The sequence below is a fragment of the Flaviramulus basaltis genome, from assembly GCF_900114265.1.
Classification (GTDB): domain Bacteria; phylum Bacteroidota; class Bacteroidia; order Flavobacteriales; family Flavobacteriaceae; genus Flaviramulus; species Flaviramulus basaltis.
The window spans coordinates 797884-815720 of sequence record NZ_FPKV01000002.1; the positions used below are offsets into that span (position 1 = coordinate 797884).

Genomic DNA, 17837 nt, shown 5'->3' on the forward strand with positions numbered 1-17837 from the left:
CTTAGAAACGCTTTTCGCAATGACACTAAAAATACAATATGACTGCAAACACCCTTTTCTACATCATAATAGCTATAATTATCATCAATTTTATTGTTGACAAGGTTTTAGATGCCTTAAATGCTAGACATTATAATGATAACCTGCCTGAAGATTTAAAAGATGTTTATGATGAAACAGAATACAATAAATCTCAAAACTACAAAGCCACTAACTATAAATTCGGGTTACTAACCTCAACGTTTTCTATTGTTTTAACTTTAGGTTTTTTACTTTTTGATGGGTTTGAATTTGTAGATAATATTGCCAGAAGTTACAGTGAAAACCCGATTATAATTGCCCTTATTTTCTTTGGAATTATTATGATTGGTAGCGACATACTAACAACCCCTTTTTCGTATTACAGTACATTTGTTATTGAAGAAAAGTTTGGTTTTAATAAAACAACTCTAAAAACATTCTTTTTAGATAAAATTAAAGGTTGGTTAATGATGGCTATTGTTGGCGGTGGAATTTTAGCATTAATTATTTGGTTTTATCAAGTTACTGGAACATATTTTTGGCTATACGCTTGGGCATTAGTATCAGTCTTCACCTTATTTATGAATATGTTTTACTCAAAACTTATTGTTCCGTTATTTAACAAGCAAACACCTTTAGAATCTGGAAGCTTGCGCGATAATATTTCTAAATACGCAAAAACCGTTGGCTTTAAACTCGATAAAATATTTGTGATTGATGGCTCGAAAAGAAGCACAAAAGCCAATGCCTATTTTTCTGGCTTTGGTAGTGAAAAACGAGTAACACTTTACGATACATTAATTAAAGATTTAGATGAAGATGAAATTGTTGCGGTTTTAGCGCACGAAGTTGGTCATTATAAAAAGAAGCATATTATATTTAACTTATTCGCTTCTATTTTATTAACAGGTTTAACACTTTATATTTTATCATTATTTATTTCAAATCCATTACTATCTAATGCATTAGGCGTTGAGATACCAAGTTTTCACATTGGCTTAATTGCTTTTGGATTATTATACTCTCCAATTTCTGAAATCACAGGGCTTATTATGAACTTATTTTCTAGAAAATTTGAATACCAAGCTGATGATTATGCGAAAAGCACATACAAAGCAGAACCACTTATAACCTCACTTAAAAAACTATCTAAAAATAGTTTGAGTAATTTAACACCACATCCTGCTTATGTGTTTATGCATTATTCACATCCTACTTTATTGGAACGCATTGAGAATTTGAGGAAGTAATATTAGCATGAAATGAAGCTGACTCGAAAAGTAAGGTGTGTTTTTTGTTTTAGCTGATACCTGCGTTAACGATTGAACGACATGTTTGAAATCCTTTTTAAAACTCGACTAGTATTTATTTTGATTCGAAATAAAATTAGGCAGATTGCCACAGTCGTGCCTCCTTTCGCAACTAGGCTTTAAAAAGATTGAGTAGTGAAAGCGTGTTAAAACGCCCAAAACCAAAGATTTATAATAACATTAGTTAATCAAGAATAAAAGACTATCTTTGCCGCTTGAAACTCAAGAAAAATTGAGTTTAAATTCCTCAGAGTGAGGATGTGTTACTGGAAGTTTAGGTTTAAGTATGTCGATTCGCTTCTTATGTAACACCACATAATATAATCGAATACTTATACAAAAGAATGAGCACATTCCAAGATTTAGGTCTTAATGACGACCTATTGCAAGCAATTACAGATTTAGGTTTTACAAAACCAAGTGAAGTTCAAGCAAAAGCAATCCCTATTTTATTAGAGTCTGAAACCGATTTAGTGGCTTTAGCACAAACCGGAACAGGTAAAACAGCCGCGTTTGGTTTCCCAATGCTTCAAAAAATTGATATTGATAGCAGAACTACTCAAGGTTTAATTTTATCGCCAACACGTGAACTTTGTTTGCAAATTACCAACGAAATGAAATTGTATGGTAAATACTGTAAAGGACTTAATGTAGTTGCTGTTTACGGTGGTTCTAGCATTACAGACCAAGCACGTGAAATTAAGCGTGGAGCACAAATTATTGTGGCTACACCAGGTAGAATGAAGGATATGATTAGCAGACGTTTGGTTGATATTTCTAAAATACAATACAGTGTTTTAGATGAAGCTGATGAAATGCTAAACATGGGTTTTAAAGAGGATATTACAGATATATTATCACACACTCCAGAAGATAAAAACACATGGTTGTTTTCTGCAACTATGCCAAGAGAGGTTGCTACTATTGCTAAAAAATTCATGAAAAATCCACAGGAAATTACTGTTGGAAATAAAAATGAAAGTACAAGTAACGTATCTCACGAATATTACTTAGTAAATTCTAGAGACCGTTATTCGGCTTTAAAACGTTTAGCAGATGCAAATCCTGATATATTTTCAGTTATTTTCTGTAGAACAAAAAGAGATACTCAAAAAGTAGCTGAGCAACTAATTGAAGACGGTTATAGCGCTGGTGCTTTACACGGTGATTTAAGTCAGAATCAACGTGATTTAGTTATGAAATCGTTTAGAAACCAACAAATACAAATGCTTGTTGCAACCGATGTTGCTGCTCGTGGTATTGATGTTGATGATATTACACACGTTATAAATTACCAATTACCTGATGAGATTGAAACCTATACACACCGCTCTGGTCGTACTGGTCGTGCTGGGAAAACAGGTGTTTCTATGGTTATTGTCTCAAAAAGTGAAGTGCGTAAAATAAAAAGTATTGAGCGTATTATTAATAAAGCTTTTGAGAAAAAAGAAATTCCAGATGGAATGGAAATTTGTGAAGTGCAATTAATGTCTCTTGCCAACAAAATTCACAATACAGAAATAAACCATGAAATTGATAAATACTTAACAAGTATTAATGAGTTATTTGCAGATTCTACTAAAGATGAATTAATTAAAAAATTCTTCTCGGTTGAGTTTACACGTTTTTACAATTATTACCAAAAATCTAAAAACTTAAATATTGCCGAAGGTTCTTTTGATAGAGAAAGCGGACGTGATGGTGGTCGTGATTTTGGTGGAAAATCTGATTCTACTCGTTATTTTATAAACGTAGGTAGTAAAGATGGTTTTGATTGGATGAAACTAAAAGATTTCTTAAAAGAAATTTTAGAACTTGGTAGAGATGATGTCTTTAAAGTAGAAGTAAAAGAAAGCTTCTCATTTTTTAATACTGAAAATGAATTAAAAGAGAAAGTATTAGCTTTCTTTACCGACTTTAAACATGAAGGTCGTTTTGTAAATGTTGAAGAATCTCAAAACCGTGGCGGTGGCGGAAGACGCGATGGTAAAAGAAGTGGCGGAAGACGTGATGATAAACGTGGTGGCGGAAGACGCGATGACAAAAACGGTGGTTCTGGAAACAGAAGTGAAAGACGCCGTAGTGAAGGCTCTTCAAAACCAAGACGTTCTGGAAGTGATTCTAACTCAGATAAATCTAGACGATCAGATTCTGGTTCTAGACCTTCTGTAGCAAGACGTTCTAGACGATAGTTAAACTTTTTTGTTAATTTTAAGTCAAAATAAAACTCACAGCCCTTGTTTTGTTTTTTTGTTTAGTACTTTTATAACAAAATTAGCGTTGATAAAGAAAATTTTATGAAGAATAACCTACTCCTTTTTATATTCTTATTTGCCTCAGTTATGGGCATAGCACAAGAAGCTGATAAGGTTTTAGGTGTTATAGTAAATTCTTCTGATGACACACCTTTAGAAAGTGTAAATATTGTTAATCTTAATCAAGTTGTTGGTACAACTACTAATAACAAAGGAGAATTTACAATCTCTGCTAAAGTAAATGATACATTACACTTTTCTTATTTAGGTTTTAAATCTATAAAAGTAAGAGTGACAAACGACTGGTTAAAATTTGGAAGTTCTAAAATTGAACTAACAGAATTAGCTCTAGCGCTTGAAGAAGTTGTAGTAAATCAATTAAAATTAACAGGGTTTTTAGAAGTTGATATTAAGCAAGTACCTGCTATTAATAACAATTATAGATATAGCATTTCAGGCTTAGAAAGCACAGGTTATGAAGCTAGTAAAAAATCGGGATTAACCAATGTTATTGGTTCTATTTTTAATCCTGCAGATTTTTTATATCGTATGTTTGGTAAAAAACCAAATGAACTGCGAAAGCTAAAAAAGATGAAGGAAGATGATGAAATTAGAAACTTATTAGCCTCGCGTTTTGATAGAGAAATGTTAACCGTTTTACTGCAAGTAGATCGTGTAGATTTAGATGAAATTGTGAGTCAGTGTAATTATTCAAAAGGGTTTATACAATCGGCAAACGATTTACAAATACTTGATGCTATTAGCGAATGTTATGAAGAATATAAGCTTTTAAGTCGCGGAAGAAGTAAACGTCTTTAAAACTTTAAATATAAAATTATATTAGAGGAAATCATATTTGGTCTCCTCTTTTTTTATGCCTTAAAACTACTTTTTATCAAAATTTTAAATTTTATAAAACGTTAATTTTTAATTAAAAATAGTGTTAAAGTATCATAATATGAGATTATTAATCTTTTTTAATGTATTTATTTGATAATATTAAAACTTAAAATGTATAAACTTAAAAGCATCATTCTTATCTTTTTTCCAATTATAATGGTATCTCAAAACATTACTGGAAAAGTATATGATAGCCAAACTACGGTAAAAGGTGCAACGGTTTACAACACTACAAAAGAGCAACTTAATTATACTGATGAAAATGGTGTTTTTGAAATTGATGCTAATATTAATGACACCTTAATTTTTTACTCATTATTTCACAGCCAAAAAACACTAGTAGTTAATAAAAATCATTTTAAAGAAGTATTAGTTATAGAGCTTAAAAAAACTGTTAACGAATTAGATGAAGTTCTTTTAAACAATACAAAACCAAAACCTTTTAATGAAAAAAAGCAAACTATCACTTTAAATGAACAAATAAAAAATGATATTAAATCAAACCCTTATAAATATGGTACACAACCTAATGGCTCTATAGATTTGATCGCTATAGCAGGATTAATTGGTAAACTTTTTAAAAAGAAAAAACCAAAAGAGAGCTCTATAATTCCTATTTCATTTAAACAGTTTGACTCGTTATTTACAAACGACACCTTTTTTAATTACAAACTACTAAATAAAGATTTAAAAATACCAAACGACTATAAACTCTTATTTTTTGATTATTGTGAAGCTCAACAAATTGAAAAGAAATTAATATTAAAGGAAAATCAGTTTTTATTACTTGATGAGTTACTTAACTGTAGTAATGATTTTTTAGTAATTTTAAATGACTATAAAAATAATGACTCTCTCATTAAAAATTAAAATCAGTTATTTTAAATTATAAAAACGCTCTACAATGTCTTCATAGCTTTTAATAGTTTTTTTACACCAATCTAAACGTTTTTCATTTATTTCATCATCAGATAATTGCCATTTAATTTGTGTTTGTTTCAATCTCGTGGTAACATGTTGCAAAATAATAGCAGCTGAAACCGATATATTCAAACTCTCTGTAAAACCTACCATAGGAATTTTTAAATAACAGTCTGCGGCATCTAAAACTTCTTTAGATAACCCCTCTGCCTCTCTTCCAAAGAAAAAACATGACTTCTTTGTAACATCAAAATCGTGTAATTGGCAATCGTTAGTGTGAGGTGTTGCTGCCACAATTTGATATCCATTTTGTTTTAAACTTGTAATGCAATCATTAACATTATTGTATCTATTTAAATCCACCCATTTTTGAGCACCCATAGCTATTTCTCTATCAATACGCTTTGAGTTTCTCTCTTCTATAATATTAACTTCTTGTATACCAAAAACATCACAACTACGCATTACAGCACTCGTATTATGAAGTTGATAAACATCTTCTGTAGCAACTGTAAAATGTTTAGTTCGTTGGGATAAAACAGCATCAAAACGTTCTCGCCTATTATTTGTTAGGTATGTTTCAAGATGTTCTAAAAGTTTTAAATCTATCATAAATCAAATTTAATAAAGTTTATGTCATTACAAGGAACAAAGTAGCGTGGTAATCTTTTATATGGAGTAAAATTTAAAAGATTGCATCATACAAAAGTGATATTCGCAATGACGAAAAAGTTATTATATTTATAACATGAAACACATCGTTGTACTTACAGGAGCAGGAATGAGTGCCGAGAGTGGCATTAAAACGTTTAGAGATGCTGATGGTTTATGGGAAGGTTATGATGTTATGGAAGTAGCATCACCACAAGGGTTTAGAGCAAATCCAGAACTTGTTTTAGACTTTTATAACCAACGTAGAAAACAGCTTTTGGAAGTTACTCCTAACCAAGCTCATTATGATTTAGCACAACTTGAAAACGATTATAAAGTAACTGTAATTACTCAAAATATAGATGATTTACATGAACGTGCAGGAAGTACTAACGTGATTCATTTACATGGCGAATTATTTAAAGTAAGAAGCACTTTTCAAGAAAACGATATAAAAGAATGGAAAGCTGATTTAGTTTTAGGCAACACCTGCAAAAATGGCTACCAATTACGCCCACATATTGTTTGGTTTGGAGAAGACGTCCCTATGATTGGAAAAGCAGTTAGCATTTGCGAAACTGCAGATATTTTAATTATTATTGGTACATCTATGCAGGTTTACCCAGCCGCAAGTTTAATACATTATATACCACAAAATACACCAATTTATTTTGTTGACCCAAAACCTAATATTACCAGCAACAAAAATTTAACTGTTATTTCTGAAAAAGCGACTATTGGGATTGGAATAACAATTAAATTATTAAAAACTTTATAATTAATAATTTAAGTCCTTTTTATTATTGTAAGTGCAAATTCTAGTAACAATTAATAAACAAAATTTAACACAAAAACAGTTTGAATCATCTACTTTTGAAAGAACCTTCCTTTCTTAAAATATGGTTTTATAATACTTTAACTTATGTTATTACGAGTTACTTGCGATTTAGTATTTAATATAGAAATCCCTACGCCTTTTATTTTAATGCTACGCCCCCGTAGTGGAGCACAACAGTGGATAACCCGTGAAACATATAATATTGAACCTAATTTACAGGCCTACGAATTCACAGATTTTTTTGGCAATTTATGCCAGCGTATTATAGCTCCTATTGGGACGTTCTCTGTATTTACACAAGCCGATGTTAAAATATCTAAATATATTGATGAAGCTCCAGGAGCAAATTTTATAGATGTTCAAAATTTACCAGATAATGTATTAAGCTACTTATTACCAAGTCGTTATTGTGAATCTGATCGCTTTAGTGAATTAGCCAATAACATTACTTACAACCAATTACCAGGTTATAACCAAGTAGCTGCAATTGAAAATTGGCTACGAAATACTATAAGTTATATTCCTGGTAGTAGCGACTATGCTATATCTGCCATAGAGGTTAACTACAAGCAATCTGGAGTTTGTAGAGATTTAGCGCATTTAGGAATAGCTTTATGCAGAAGTTTAAGTATTCCTGCGCGAATGGTAGTTGGGTATTTACATAAGTTAGATCCTATGGATATGCATGCTTGGTTTGAAGCCTATGTTGGTGGACGTTGGTATACTTTTGATGCTACTCAAACTGGACGAAAAGGTGGTTATGTAGCTGTTGGCTATGGACTTGACGCTGCCAACGTTGCTGTATTTAATCAATTTGGACCTGCTGTTTATCCAACAAAACAAGTTATTAAAGTAGAACAAATAAAAAATTGAGGTAAAATACTAATTAGGATTTTAGATTCTTCTCTTCTATCCATTTACTCATATACTTAGTACTTTGTAATGCATGATGTTGTAACATTTGACCAGTAAAATTATTTTGGCGATGTTTATTAAGTTGTTGTGTTATTTCAGTTATTTTTGACATAAATCTATCTTGAAAATAAGATTTACTAAAACGTGTGTTTATAATTTTATATCCGTTTTGTTGTTTCTCTTTCCAAAGCTCTTCATCTTCATATAATTGAATTACTTTATTGGCAAAATTTTGGGGTTCATCCTCAATGAATCCATTAGGTTTTATATCTCCAAACATACCTTCTGCTCCAATAGTAGTTGTAACACATGGTGTTCCGTTTTGCATCGCATCAACCAACTTACCTTTTAAACCTGCACCAAACCTTATGGGTGCTAAACAAACTTTGGCGTATTGCATCACTTCATTAGCATCATCAACAAAACCCTTGATTAAAAAGCCAGTTTTTACATTATGTAATTGATTTACTTTTTGTGATGCATAAGCTCCATAAATATATAATTCAGCTTTTGGAAGTTGCTTTCTTATAAGTGGCCAAATAGTTTCTTTTAAATATAAAACGGCATTGTAATTAGGCTCATGTAAAAAATTACCAATAGTTACAAAATGCTGTCTGCTTTTAAATTCAGGTAGGTTTTTAATAGTTTCTTCTGCAATTTCATCAAGCATAAAAGGCAAATAAAGCAATAACGATTCATCTACTTTAAATTGATTTTTCAAAATACCAATTTCAGCTTCTGAAATAATTAAACTGATATCACTTCTATAAATACTTGCTATTTCTCGTTTTGCAGTATCATTAAACAAATAAATGGTATCGAATGGTTTATTCTCTTTAAAAGCATGTTGCCTACCTTTTCTTAAACTGTGCAAATCTTCAGTGTCTAGAATTCGTAAAGCTTTTGGGCAATTTTCAGCTACACGCCAACCAAATTGTTCCTCTGTCATAAACCGATCGAATAAAACAATATCTGGGTTAAATTCTTTTATAAAATCATCAAAACTTGAGCTATTTAACTCGATTTGTTTCTCTATAATGCCTAAACTTTCCAAATTATAGGCATTAGTAGTTTTGGAAGTTGTTGTTCCAAAAGTAATTTGATATTCTTGTTTTATAAATAATTCTATTAATTGCATCATTCGGCTTCCAGCAGCAGAACTTTTTGGTTCTGGCCAAACAATACCTATAATAAGGAGTTTTTTTACCACTAATTAATAAATATTTTAACTAAAAAGAATGTGATGTAATTTCTAACTTTATCTCTAAATGACTATAAACAGTAAATGAATATCATAAACTCTTATTCTGGTTTTGGTAGTAAAGCATATTTTATACGTACTTGTTTTGCCCAATCGATTACAGATTTAATTTGAGCATCGCTAAGTTTAGCTTCAGAATGTGTCCATGTATAAGATTCTAATGGCATCTCTTTATCCTCAACCATTTCAATAAGTTCATCAAATTTATGATCTTTACGCTTCACAGAACTTCCTTCCCAATTAGATAAATTAAAATGCTTTTTTCCATCTTCTACATGTTCTGCCAACCAGTAATTTACTGGCGTAATTTTATTATACCAAGGGTATCGTGTATGGTCACTATGGCAATCATAGCAGGTTTCTTCCAAAATAATTTTCACATCTTCTGGCGGATTTGTTTCTGCTAAAAAAGGCTGAATTGAAGCAAGTTCACCTTCATTTTTTTCTGGCCCGAAAAACTGAGCAACAATAAACACAATTAACAATGCCCACAATATCCTTTTTATTATTTTCATTTTAGTAATTTTAATATTTAAAAAATTAAAAATAAGAAAACCTTTTGACTACGAAAGAACTTTATGAAGAATTAAATTACGTAAATCACTCGCGTGAAAAACGGCTTCATTATGCTAACCTAATTATAGATAATCCTGATTTAATTCCGAAACTCTTGGAAATTCTATTTATGGTTAATGATAAAGTATCTCCTCGTGCTGCTTGGGTTTTTGAGTTTATGTGCGGCGAAAATTTAGAAACAATTATTCCATATTTAGATGTATTTACAGAAAATATTCATAAAATTCATTTAGATTCTGCTGTTCGCCCTGTAGCAAAAATTTGCGAATATTTGGCAAAAGCCTATTATTCTAAAACAGATAATAGAATTAAACATGTGTTGCTTTCTAAACATAAAAAAAAAATTATTGAAGCATGTTTTGACTACATGATAAATGATGAAAAAATTGCTCCTAAAGCCTATTCAATGAATACATTATTTTTGTTTGGAAAAGATTACGATTGGGTTCGTCCAGAATTAATTTTAATTCTAGAACGCGATTTTCAAATGCAAAGTTCTGGTTTTAAAGCACGTGCAAAACATATACTTAAGAAGTTAAAAAATAAAAAAACTTAAAACTTCTAGTATCTGTCTTCCATCGAAAAAAACTATCTTTGAAACTTCAAAAAAACAACACAACACATGTCATTATCAACACTTAACGCCATTTCTCCTATTGATGGGCGATATAGAAATAAAGTAAACGAATTAGCACCTTATTTTTCTGAAGAAGCCTTAATAAAATACAGAGTATTAGTTGAAATTGAATATTTTATTGCACTTTGTGAAATTCCTTTGCCTCAACTAAAAAGTGTTGACAATACTATTTTTGATGATTTAAGAAAGATCTATAAAGATTTTTCAACTGAAGATGCTTTAGCTATTAAAAAAATTGAAAGCGTTACTAACCATGATGTTAAAGCCGTAGAATATTTTATAAAAGAGAAATTTGATGGTTTAGGTTTATCTGAATTCAAAGAATTCATCCACTTTGGACTAACTTCACAAGACATTAACAATACAGCAATTCCTTTAAGTATTAAGGATGCTATGAACGATGTTTATGTGCCCGAATATTTTATTGTTTTAAATAAATTAAAAGCCTTATCAAAAGATTGGAGCGCGATTTCTATGCTTGCAAGAACTCACGGCCAACCTGCATCTCCTACCCGACTTGGTAAAGAAATTGAGGTTTTTGCTGTTCGCCTTGAAGAGCAATTTAATTTACTAAATGATATACCAAGTGCAGCAAAATTTGGTGGAGCAACTGGTAATTTTAATGCACATCATGTAGCCTATCCAAACATAGATTGGAAAGTCTTTGGAAGCACATTTGTACAAGAAAAATTGGGTTTGCAACACTCATTTCCAACAACTCAAATTGAACATTACGACCATATGGCTGCATTGTTTGATACCTTAAAACGTATTAATACTATAATAATTGATTTAGATAGAGATGTTTGGACATACGTATCTATGGATTATTTTAAGCAGAAAATTAAAGCTGGTGAAGTTGGAAGTTCTGCAATGCCACATAAAGTAAATCCTATAGATTTTGAAAACTCTGAAGGTAATTTAGGCATTGCAAATGCTATTTTTGAGCATCTTTCTGCTAAACTTCCAGTTTCAAGATTACAACGTGATTTAACGGATAGTACTGTGTTACGTAATGTAGGTGTCCCTTTTGGACATACTTTAATTGGTTTTAAATCAACTTTAAAAGGATTAGAAAAATTATTGTTGAATAAAAAGAAATTTGCTGAAGATTTAGAAAACAATTGGGCTGTGGTTGCAGAAGCTATTCAAACTATTTTACGTCGTGAGGGATATCCAAATCCTTATGAAGCCTTAAAAGGTTTAACACGAACTAACGAAAAAATAAACCAAGCATCAATTTCTAATTTTATTGATACTTTAGAGGTTTCTAATACAATAAAGGAAGAGTTAAAACGTATTACACCTAGTAATTATACAGGAATTTAATTCTTAAATTTATGCTAAACAACAAACAATCTTTAATACTTTCTGGCATCATGGCCGGTAGTGTTTTTGTATTTGGAATAATAGACCTTCTTGACAATTTTGTTGTTTTAACTGTTCTCACTCTTATATTTTTTACAATTATTATCAACTTGTTTTATGTAAGTTCAAAACAAAAAGAAGACAAACAAGAACAAGATGATTTAAAATAAAAAAAGCTTCCATTTAGGAAGCTTTTTTTATTTTAACAGACTATAAATTACTTGAAAAAATTCATAATATCCTGTACTTGAGATTCTCCAATATTAGATTTTTGAAAAGCATCTATTAACGTTACCATTTTTTCTGGGTTCATATCATTTCCTAAAATTCTAACAATACCAAAGCCCATTTCTTTAGAACTACCAAAAACAACTATTTCATCTGCTTCGTCATCATCACCTATATATTTTACAATAACTTTATTTCCTTTATCACTAAACTCCACTAAATCAACATATTTACTATCACTTAAAATGATTTTAACTTTAGCTATTTCTGCATTAAAAGCTTCAAGATTAGTTTCATTAGATTTATATCCTAAAAAATTTAATTTATTGACTGATTTATAAGCTTCTTTCTGTTCTTCGGTAAAACTATCCTTATCAATCTCTATCATAGAGAGTGGTATATCTTGGGTTATAAAATTTTTAACCTCTTGGTTGTCTACATAATAACGTTGTAAACTTAACCCATCGCCACAGCTTATTAAAATAACTGTGGCAAAAAAGGTGTAAATTATATATTGGATTGTTCGTTTCATGATTGATGAATTATTATTTCTTTTTTTCTAAATGTTGCCCTCCTGGAATATTCATTTTAGAAGTAAGCTTAGAAATTTCATTTAAATCGATATCGCCTGTAAGAGATACTACAACAGTTTCTATACGACGTTGCTGCCCATTAATTTCTATCTTATCATCCATCATTTTATCAATACCATTTACAAAAATTAAAAGTTCTTTTACATGGTCTGCATCTTTTCCTTCTTTTATGTAAAAGTTCACATTTGTGCCATCATCTTTAACTTCCATTAATTCTTCTAAAGAGCTAGAACGAGATTTTACCCATTTTGAAATATCTGCTGATATTGTTTTATTATCTGTTACAATAGTTCTAAAACTGGTAATACTTTTTACCATATCCATATAAGCTTGCGCTTCTGGATCATCTGTACTTACACCAATTTTAGCTATCATTTGAAACATTTTTGGCTTAATATTTACATAAGTTACATCTGAATTGTCACTGTATTTATCAAAAATATTACTTTGTGCCATGCCTGTTAAAGGTAATAACATAATGGCTAATACGAATACTATTAATTTATTTTTCATTGTTCTTGTTTTTAAATTATTTAAATGACTTGTTAATTAATTAATTTTTAAAAATTATACTTGTTGTTTTTTCAATTTCGTTAAGATAACCTAGTGCTGAAGTTCCTTTATTTACTTCTTCTAAATATCCAACAGTTGAAGCGCCTTTATTAAAATGACTTGAAATCATTGCTAACGAAGTTTCAAGTTCATTAAGCGCATCTTTGGGATTATCATAAGTTCCATAAGCATATTCTTTATAAGAAGATTCTATTGGTTGTTTAAAATAAAACCCCAACATAAGAACCGCTACTGCTGCGACAGAAATCCATTTGTAATTAAAAGTTCGTTTAGTTTTTAATGGAACGTCTTTAGTAAATTGTTCTTGTTGATTTACTAAAAAATACTCAAACATAGGTTTATACATTTCTAAATGTGGCGCTACAGTGTCGCTCGAAAAATAGTTTTTCAACACTTGCTCTTCTTTAAGGGATGTTTCTCCGTTTTCGTACTTTTCTAGTAATTTTTCTATATTATTTAATACCATAATTATGTGTATTAGTTAATTTTTCTCTTATTGTTTTTCTCGCTCTTGATAAGTTTACACGTACCGCTGTGTTATTCATATCTAGCATTTTTGCAATCTCATCATAATCGTATTCTTCTATATCTCGTAATTGAATTATCATTTTTTGTTGCTCGGGTAAATCTTCAATTATTTTTGCTACCCAATCTACACTGTCATTTAACTCAACTTGTTTTTGTAATGATGTTTGTTTGTCTTCATAATTACTATGTACAATTTTTAAGTTTTGTGCTTGTTTAGATTTTAATTTATCGAAACAAAAATTCTTTGTCATTGTCATAGAAAAAGCTTCAACATTTTTATACTCTTGTATCTTCTTTTTATTTTTCCACAATTTTAACAGAACTTCTTGCGTTGCATCTTCTGCTTCTTCTGTAGATACTAGTAAACGTTTTGCTAAACGAAATACTTTGTCCTTAAAAGGCATTACAATATTTAAAAACTCTGTCTGAGTCATTTTGGTTTGGTTTAGTTTGCAAAACAGCTTAGTTATCGCTATTTGATATTACGACGAACTAAGATTTAATTTGTTACAATACATATAAATTTATTTTTTATAATACAATAATGTAAGTAAATTTAGGGTTTCATAGACTACTTATAATAAAATCATTACAATGAAAATTTTTAAAGCCCTAATAGTACTATTTTTTATTTCCTTTTTAGCTACCAGTTGTTTCGAAGATAATGATGATAATCAAATTTCATCTAGTCAAATAAATGATTTTGTTTGGAAAGGCATGAATGCTTTTTATCTGTATAAAGATAATATTCAAAAACTATCTGATGATGAATTTGGAATTAATACAATTGAGAATAGATATGGAACAAATGATGTATATAATAATTACTTAAACTCATTTTTTTCTCCAGAAGATTTGTTTGAAAGCCTTATATACCAACCTGAAACGGTAGACAGATTCAGCTGGATTGTTGATGATTATATTGCATTAGAGCAACAATTTGAAGGAACTACTGGTACTGCTGGTATAGAGTTTAGTTTATTTGCTTCTCCTAATAGTGATACAGAAGGCTTTGGTGTTATTAGATTGGTTCTACCTAATAGTCCTGCAGATAATACTAATTTAAAACGTGGTGATATTTTTTATGCTATAGACGGACAAAGACTTACCAATAATAATTTAGGAACATTATTAAACCAAGAAACGTATACATTAAATCTTGGTTTTTTCAACGATAAGGGAACCGTAGAAACAACTGATGATAGTATTGACCCAATTGATGAAGATATAACACTAAGTAAAGTACAATACACAGAAAATCCTGTATTTAAAACTAATGTTATTAATGTTGGTGGAGAAAATGTGGGTTATGTAATGTACAATGGTTTTACTGATGGTTCTGAAAATGAATTAAACACAGTTTTTGGTGAACTCAAATCAAATAATATACAGCATTTAGTATTAGATTTACGATACAATCCAGGTGGCTCGGTAAGTACTACAGCTTTTTTGGCTAGTATGATAACAGGTCAGTTTACTGGAGATATCTTTGAGAAACTAATTTTTAATAGTAATTTTCAATCTGAAAACACTAATTATCTCTTTCAGAATAAATTACAAAATGGAAATCCTATAAACAGCTTAAATCTTGATAAAATCTATGTATTAACAACAAGTAGATCTGCATCAGCAAGCGAAGGTTTAATAAATGGTTTGTATCCTTACATAGAAGTAATACAAATTGGAACCAACACAACTGGTAAAACTCAAGCTTCAAGAACACTTTATGATTCTCCTAATTTTCAAAGAGAAGGTGTTAATCCAAGTCATACTTATGCCATGCAACCATTAATTGCTACTGGTGTTAACAAAAATAATGAAGAAGTACCAGGAACTGGTTTAACACCCTCTTTAGGATTTGAATACCAGGAATACCCACTAAATTATGGTGTTTTAGGCGATGTAAATGAGCCATTATTAGCTTTAGCTTTGGCTGACATTGAAAACTCAATCGGTAAATTTTCTGCAATAAAATCTAAACCTAAAAAGTCATTTAAATTATTAAAAGATAGTAATGATTTTAATCCGTTAGAAGGTGGTATGCTTATAGAGTAAAATATCTTTTTAAATAAAAAAAACCTACAAAAATTAAAATTCTTGTAGGTTTTTTTATTTAATTTATTTGTTCTTACAAATTAATATTCAATCCTAAATTTACATTTCTACCTTTAGTTGTATAACCTAAAATCTCAAAATAATCTTCATTAAATATGTTTGTAACACTTGTAAATAGCTTTACTTTATTCTTTATTAACTTATGGCTAAAGTATAAATCAAATAATGAAAAAGAGTCTAACTCTACGTTTTGGTAATTTGAAAAATCGGTGTCCGTTCTACTTCCAACAAATTGATAATTTACAGAAGCGTAGGTCGTTTTACTAAAATTATACCCTAAACTTGCATTTGCCTTATGCTTAGGAACGCGTAAACGCTCCCCATCTTTTACCTCTGTAAAAGTATAGTTTGCATTAATAGTTAAATTTTTAATTACATTAGCTTCTGCTTCAAATTCGAAACCATGTACTGTCGCATTTGTTGCTGCATTCTCGTAGGTTGCTGCATAAATAATAGTGTTTTCTTCTTTTCTATTAAAATAAACACCATTTACTCTAAATCCATTTTTATTATTCAATTCTAACCCTGCTTCAATAGTTTTATTTTCCTCTGGTTCTAAATCTGGATTTGCTCCAAAAAAGCCAAATAATTGTGATAAATTAGGTGCAATAAACGATGTTGCATAAGAACCAAACACTTTCGCATAGCCATTATTTAAAGGTACACTATAAGATGGATTTAAGCTATAAACAAAGTTAGATCCATATTCACTATGGTTATTTAATCTACCTCCAGCATTCAAATTCAATCCAAAATCTGAAACATAAACCACATTTAAATATGGGTCGGTATTTGTAAAAGATTCTTCAGTTGAAAACAAACTTTTATAATCACCATAATTAACACCAACTATAGTATAAAACTCATTGTCAAACACATACTTATTAAAAGCATCTACAACTATGCTTTCAGCTTCGTTAGTTGTACTAAAATCTGAAATAGTTTCTCTATTTATTTTCGAAAAAGCTGCGTTAACTTGAAAACTACCGTTTTTGTAATCAAACTTAGGTGCTAATCCAAATCTTGATTGCTCAGAGATGTATTTATCATTAGTATCTGCAAACGTATAAGTCGGCGCAGGAAAACCGTCAATATCTGTTTTAAATTTATCATGGCTAAAAAATGCAGAAATTTCAAAAGCATCACTTAATTCGTAACCTAATTTCACATTGGAATTATATCTTGAAAACGGATCCTTTTCTGGGTTTTCAGACTTTGCAGCCGATATACCATCTACATATCTATTACCAAAACTAGCTAAATAACTAAACTTATTTAAGCTACCATTTACAGATACATTATTTGTAAAACTAGAACCATTATAATTTAAATCGTCTTGTGTTTGATTTGTTCCAACAACCGTTAAAAAACTACCCGAAATAGTTTCATTTGAAGCTTTTTTAGTCGTAATGTTTATTACCGCCGTAGCTGCTGCATTTCCGTATAATGTACTTGCTGCTCCTTTTATAATTTCGATAGATTCTACCGTATTTAAATCTAATAAACGCAAATCAAAATCGTTAGCAACAATAGAAGGATCGTTTACCTGAATACCATCAATAAGGACAAGCACTTGTCTATTATTTCCGCCTCTTACATAGTAACCTAAATTATTACCTTCTGCACTACGGCTTCCATTAATTTCAATACCACTTTTGGTATTTATTAACTCTGAAATGGTTCTACCTTGGTTATTTTCAATCTCTTGTTTTGAAATTTTAATAACCGTTTTTCCTGAATTTTCGCGCTTTAATTTAAAACGAGAATCTGTTACAACAACTTCATCTAGTTGTTCTACTTTTGTTGAATCGATTTGCTGTTGTGCAAAACCAACCATTGATATACCAAAACATAGTACACCAAAAACATTTAATTTTTTCATTTTAATGAATAATTAATCGAGAATCGCATGGGTTTATCATACGCAAACTTTTATCCCGAAAGTTTAACTTATTTGTTTTGAAAATGGCAGGTCTCCTGACTTGCGTCTTCGTGTTGGTCTTCCCAAAGAATATTCTTCAGTGACATTGAAGTTTAACACGAAGCTTTATAGCTTACAGTTGCGGGAACAGTTCTGGATTTTAACCAGATTCCCTTTTAATTAATTCAGTAAAACTGAATCAAACCAAATTTCGCTGCGAAAGTAA

General features: G+C 30.2%; 18 protein-coding genes and 1 riboswitch. Of the genes, 10 read left to right on the top strand and 8 right to left on the bottom strand.

The window, feature by feature from the left end; translation table 11 throughout:
* The first annotated feature begins 38 nt into the window (after nucleotides 1-38).
* From BT151_RS10160 to BT151_RS10175, 4 genes are all read left to right on the top strand, one after another.
* Nucleotides 39-1271, top strand: coding sequence for a M48 family metallopeptidase (locus tag BT151_RS10160; protein WP_072401811.1), 1233 nt, complete (start codon nucleotides 39-41; stop codon nucleotides 1269-1271).
* A gap of 404 nt (nucleotides 1272-1675) precedes the next feature.
* A complete protein-coding gene (locus BT151_RS10165; RefSeq protein WP_072401814.1) occupies nucleotides 1676-3523 on the top strand; it encodes a DEAD/DEAH box helicase in 1848 nt (615 codons plus the stop codon).
* Nucleotides 3524-3628: 105 nt separating this feature from the next.
* Nucleotides 3629-4405: a carboxypeptidase-like regulatory domain-containing protein gene (locus BT151_RS10170; RefSeq protein WP_072401816.1), complete on the top strand. Its 777-nt coding sequence runs from the start codon at nucleotides 3629-3631 to the stop codon at nucleotides 4403-4405.
* Between the two features lie 192 nt (nucleotides 4406-4597).
* Entirely contained in the window at nucleotides 4598-5356 is a 759-nt protein-coding gene (locus BT151_RS10175; RefSeq protein WP_072401817.1) for a carboxypeptidase-like regulatory domain-containing protein, read from the top strand.
* Nucleotides 5357-5362: 6 nt separating this feature from the next.
* Here the strand turns inward: BT151_RS10175 and BT151_RS10180 are convergent, their stop codons facing one another.
* Nucleotides 5363-6019: a TrmH family RNA methyltransferase gene (locus BT151_RS10180; protein ID WP_072401819.1), complete on the bottom strand. Its 657-nt coding sequence runs from the start codon at nucleotides 6017-6019 to the stop codon at nucleotides 5363-5365.
* A gap of 136 nt (nucleotides 6020-6155) precedes the next feature.
* On the opposite strand from BT151_RS10180, the gene BT151_RS10185 reads away from it, so the two are divergent.
* Nucleotides 6156-6836, top strand: coding sequence for an SIR2 family NAD-dependent protein deacylase (locus BT151_RS10185; RefSeq protein WP_072401821.1), 681 nt, complete (start codon nucleotides 6156-6158; stop codon nucleotides 6834-6836).
* A 144-nt stretch (nucleotides 6837-6980) separates the two neighbouring features.
* On the top strand, nucleotides 6981-7769 hold the full coding sequence (locus tag BT151_RS10190) for a transglutaminase domain-containing protein (RefSeq protein WP_072401823.1): 789 nt from the start codon (nucleotides 6981-6983) through the stop codon (nucleotides 7767-7769).
* 13 nt (nucleotides 7770-7782) lie between these two features.
* On the opposite strand, the gene BT151_RS10195 is transcribed toward BT151_RS10190, so the two are convergent.
* On the bottom strand, nucleotides 7783-9021 hold the full coding sequence (locus tag BT151_RS10195; protein WP_072401825.1) for a glycosyltransferase: 1239 nt from the start codon (nucleotides 9019-9021) through the stop codon (nucleotides 7783-7785).
* A 92-nt stretch (nucleotides 9022-9113) separates the two neighbouring features.
* A complete protein-coding gene (locus BT151_RS10200; RefSeq protein ID WP_072401827.1) occupies nucleotides 9114-9587 on the bottom strand; it encodes a heme-binding domain-containing protein in 474 nt (157 codons plus the stop codon).
* Between the two features lie 44 nt (nucleotides 9588-9631).
* Between BT151_RS10200 and BT151_RS10205 the strand changes: the two genes are divergently transcribed.
* The 3 genes from BT151_RS10205 to BT151_RS10215 all read left to right on the top strand — a co-directional run bounded on the left by BT151_RS10205 (nucleotide 9632) and on the right by BT151_RS10215 (nucleotide 11823).
* The gene (locus BT151_RS10205) at nucleotides 9632-10204 is read left to right on the top strand and encodes an adenylosuccinate lyase (RefSeq protein WP_072401829.1); all 573 of its coding nucleotides are present in this window, start codon (nucleotides 9632-9634) and stop codon (nucleotides 10202-10204) included.
* A gap of 66 nt (nucleotides 10205-10270) precedes the next feature.
* Nucleotides 10271-11614 (top strand): adenylosuccinate lyase, encoded by a 1344-nt coding sequence (gene purB, locus BT151_RS10210; protein ID WP_072401831.1) that lies wholly within the window; start codon nucleotides 10271-10273, stop codon nucleotides 11612-11614.
* 11 nt (nucleotides 11615-11625) lie between these two features.
* Complete coding sequence (locus tag BT151_RS10215; RefSeq protein ID WP_072401833.1) at nucleotides 11626-11823, top strand: hypothetical protein; 198 nt, start codon at nucleotides 11626-11628, stop codon at nucleotides 11821-11823.
* Nucleotides 11824-11870: 47 nt separating this feature from the next.
* On the opposite strand, the gene BT151_RS10220 is transcribed toward BT151_RS10215, so the two are convergent.
* Genes BT151_RS10220 through BT151_RS10235 form a run of 4 tightly spaced genes read right to left on the bottom strand, consistent with a single transcriptional unit; the run spans nucleotide 11871 to nucleotide 14009 of the window.
* Complete coding sequence (locus tag BT151_RS10220) at nucleotides 11871-12413, bottom strand: DUF4252 domain-containing protein (RefSeq protein ID WP_072401835.1); 543 nt, start codon at nucleotides 12411-12413, stop codon at nucleotides 11871-11873.
* Nucleotides 12414-12426: 13 nt separating this feature from the next.
* A complete protein-coding gene (locus tag BT151_RS10225) occupies nucleotides 12427-12987 on the bottom strand; it encodes a DUF4252 domain-containing protein (protein WP_072401837.1) in 561 nt (186 codons plus the stop codon).
* A gap of 40 nt (nucleotides 12988-13027) precedes the next feature.
* Entirely contained in the window at nucleotides 13028-13513 is a 486-nt protein-coding gene (locus BT151_RS10230; RefSeq protein ID WP_072401839.1) for a hypothetical protein, read from the bottom strand.
* Nucleotides 13500-14009 (bottom strand): RNA polymerase sigma factor, encoded by a 510-nt coding sequence (locus tag BT151_RS10235; protein ID WP_072401841.1) that lies wholly within the window; start codon nucleotides 14007-14009, stop codon nucleotides 13500-13502. The genes BT151_RS10230 and BT151_RS10235 overlap by 14 nt, the downstream gene beginning before the upstream one ends.
* 160 nt (nucleotides 14010-14169) lie before the next feature.
* Here BT151_RS10235 and BT151_RS10240 point away from each other — a divergent pair, with 160 nt between their 5' ends.
* Nucleotides 14170-15630, top strand: a complete 1461-nt coding sequence (locus BT151_RS10240) for a S41 family peptidase (RefSeq protein ID WP_072401843.1) — start codon at nucleotides 14170-14172, stop codon at nucleotides 15628-15630.
* Between the two features lie 73 nt (nucleotides 15631-15703).
* On the opposite strand, the gene BT151_RS10245 is transcribed toward BT151_RS10240, so the two are convergent.
* Nucleotides 15704-17572, bottom strand: a complete 1869-nt coding sequence (locus tag BT151_RS10245) for a TonB-dependent receptor plug domain-containing protein (RefSeq protein WP_072401845.1) — start codon at nucleotides 17570-17572, stop codon at nucleotides 15704-15706.
* A gap of 68 nt (nucleotides 17573-17640) precedes the next feature.
* Nucleotides 17641-17835, bottom strand: a riboswitch (cobalamin riboswitch).
* Nucleotides 17836-17837 lie beyond the last annotated feature (2 nt).

Bases quoted from the DNA above. Each gene is read 5' to 3' on its own strand.
- BT151_RS10190 (WP_072401823.1), top strand. From the start codon at position 6,981: ATGTTATTACGAGTTACTTGCGATTTAGTATTTAATATAGAAATCCCT.
- BT151_RS10185 (WP_072401821.1), top strand. From the start codon at position 6,156: ATGAAACACATCGTTGTACTTACAGGAGCAGGAATGAGTGCCGAGAGT.
- BT151_RS10165 (WP_072401814.1), top strand. From the start codon at position 1,676: ATGAGCACATTCCAAGATTTAGGTCTTAATGACGACCTATTGCAAGCA.
- BT151_RS10235 (WP_072401841.1), bottom strand. From the start codon at position 14,009: ATGACTCAGACAGAGTTTTTAAATATTGTAATGCCTTTTAAGGACAAA.
- BT151_RS10220 (WP_072401835.1), bottom strand. From the start codon at position 12,413: ATGAAACGAACAATCCAATATATAATTTACACCTTTTTTGCCACAGTT.
- purB (WP_072401831.1), top strand. From the start codon at position 10,271: ATGTCATTATCAACACTTAACGCCATTTCTCCTATTGATGGGCGATAT.
- BT151_RS10240 (WP_072401843.1), top strand. From the start codon at position 14,170: ATGAAAATTTTTAAAGCCCTAATAGTACTATTTTTTATTTCCTTTTTA.
- BT151_RS10245 (WP_072401845.1), bottom strand. From the start codon at position 17,572: ATGAAAAAATTAAATGTTTTTGGTGTACTATGTTTTGGTATATCAATG.
- BT151_RS10175 (WP_072401817.1), top strand. From the start codon at position 4,598: ATGTATAAACTTAAAAGCATCATTCTTATCTTTTTTCCAATTATAATG.
- BT151_RS10230 (WP_072401839.1), bottom strand. From the start codon at position 13,513: ATGGTATTAAATAATATAGAAAAATTACTAGAAAAGTACGAAAACGGA.
- BT151_RS10170 (WP_072401816.1), top strand. From the start codon at position 3,629: ATGAAGAATAACCTACTCCTTTTTATATTCTTATTTGCCTCAGTTATG.
- BT151_RS10160 (WP_072401811.1), top strand. From the start codon at position 39: ATGACTGCAAACACCCTTTTCTACATCATAATAGCTATAATTATCATC.
- BT151_RS10225 (WP_072401837.1), bottom strand. From the start codon at position 12,987: ATGAAAAATAAATTAATAGTATTCGTATTAGCCATTATGTTATTACCT.
- BT151_RS10215 (WP_072401833.1), top strand. From the start codon at position 11,626: ATGCTAAACAACAAACAATCTTTAATACTTTCTGGCATCATGGCCGGT.
- BT151_RS10180 (WP_072401819.1), bottom strand. From the start codon at position 6,019: ATGATAGATTTAAAACTTTTAGAACATCTTGAAACATACCTAACAAAT.
- BT151_RS10200 (WP_072401827.1), bottom strand. From the start codon at position 9,587: ATGAAAATAATAAAAAGGATATTGTGGGCATTGTTAATTGTGTTTATT.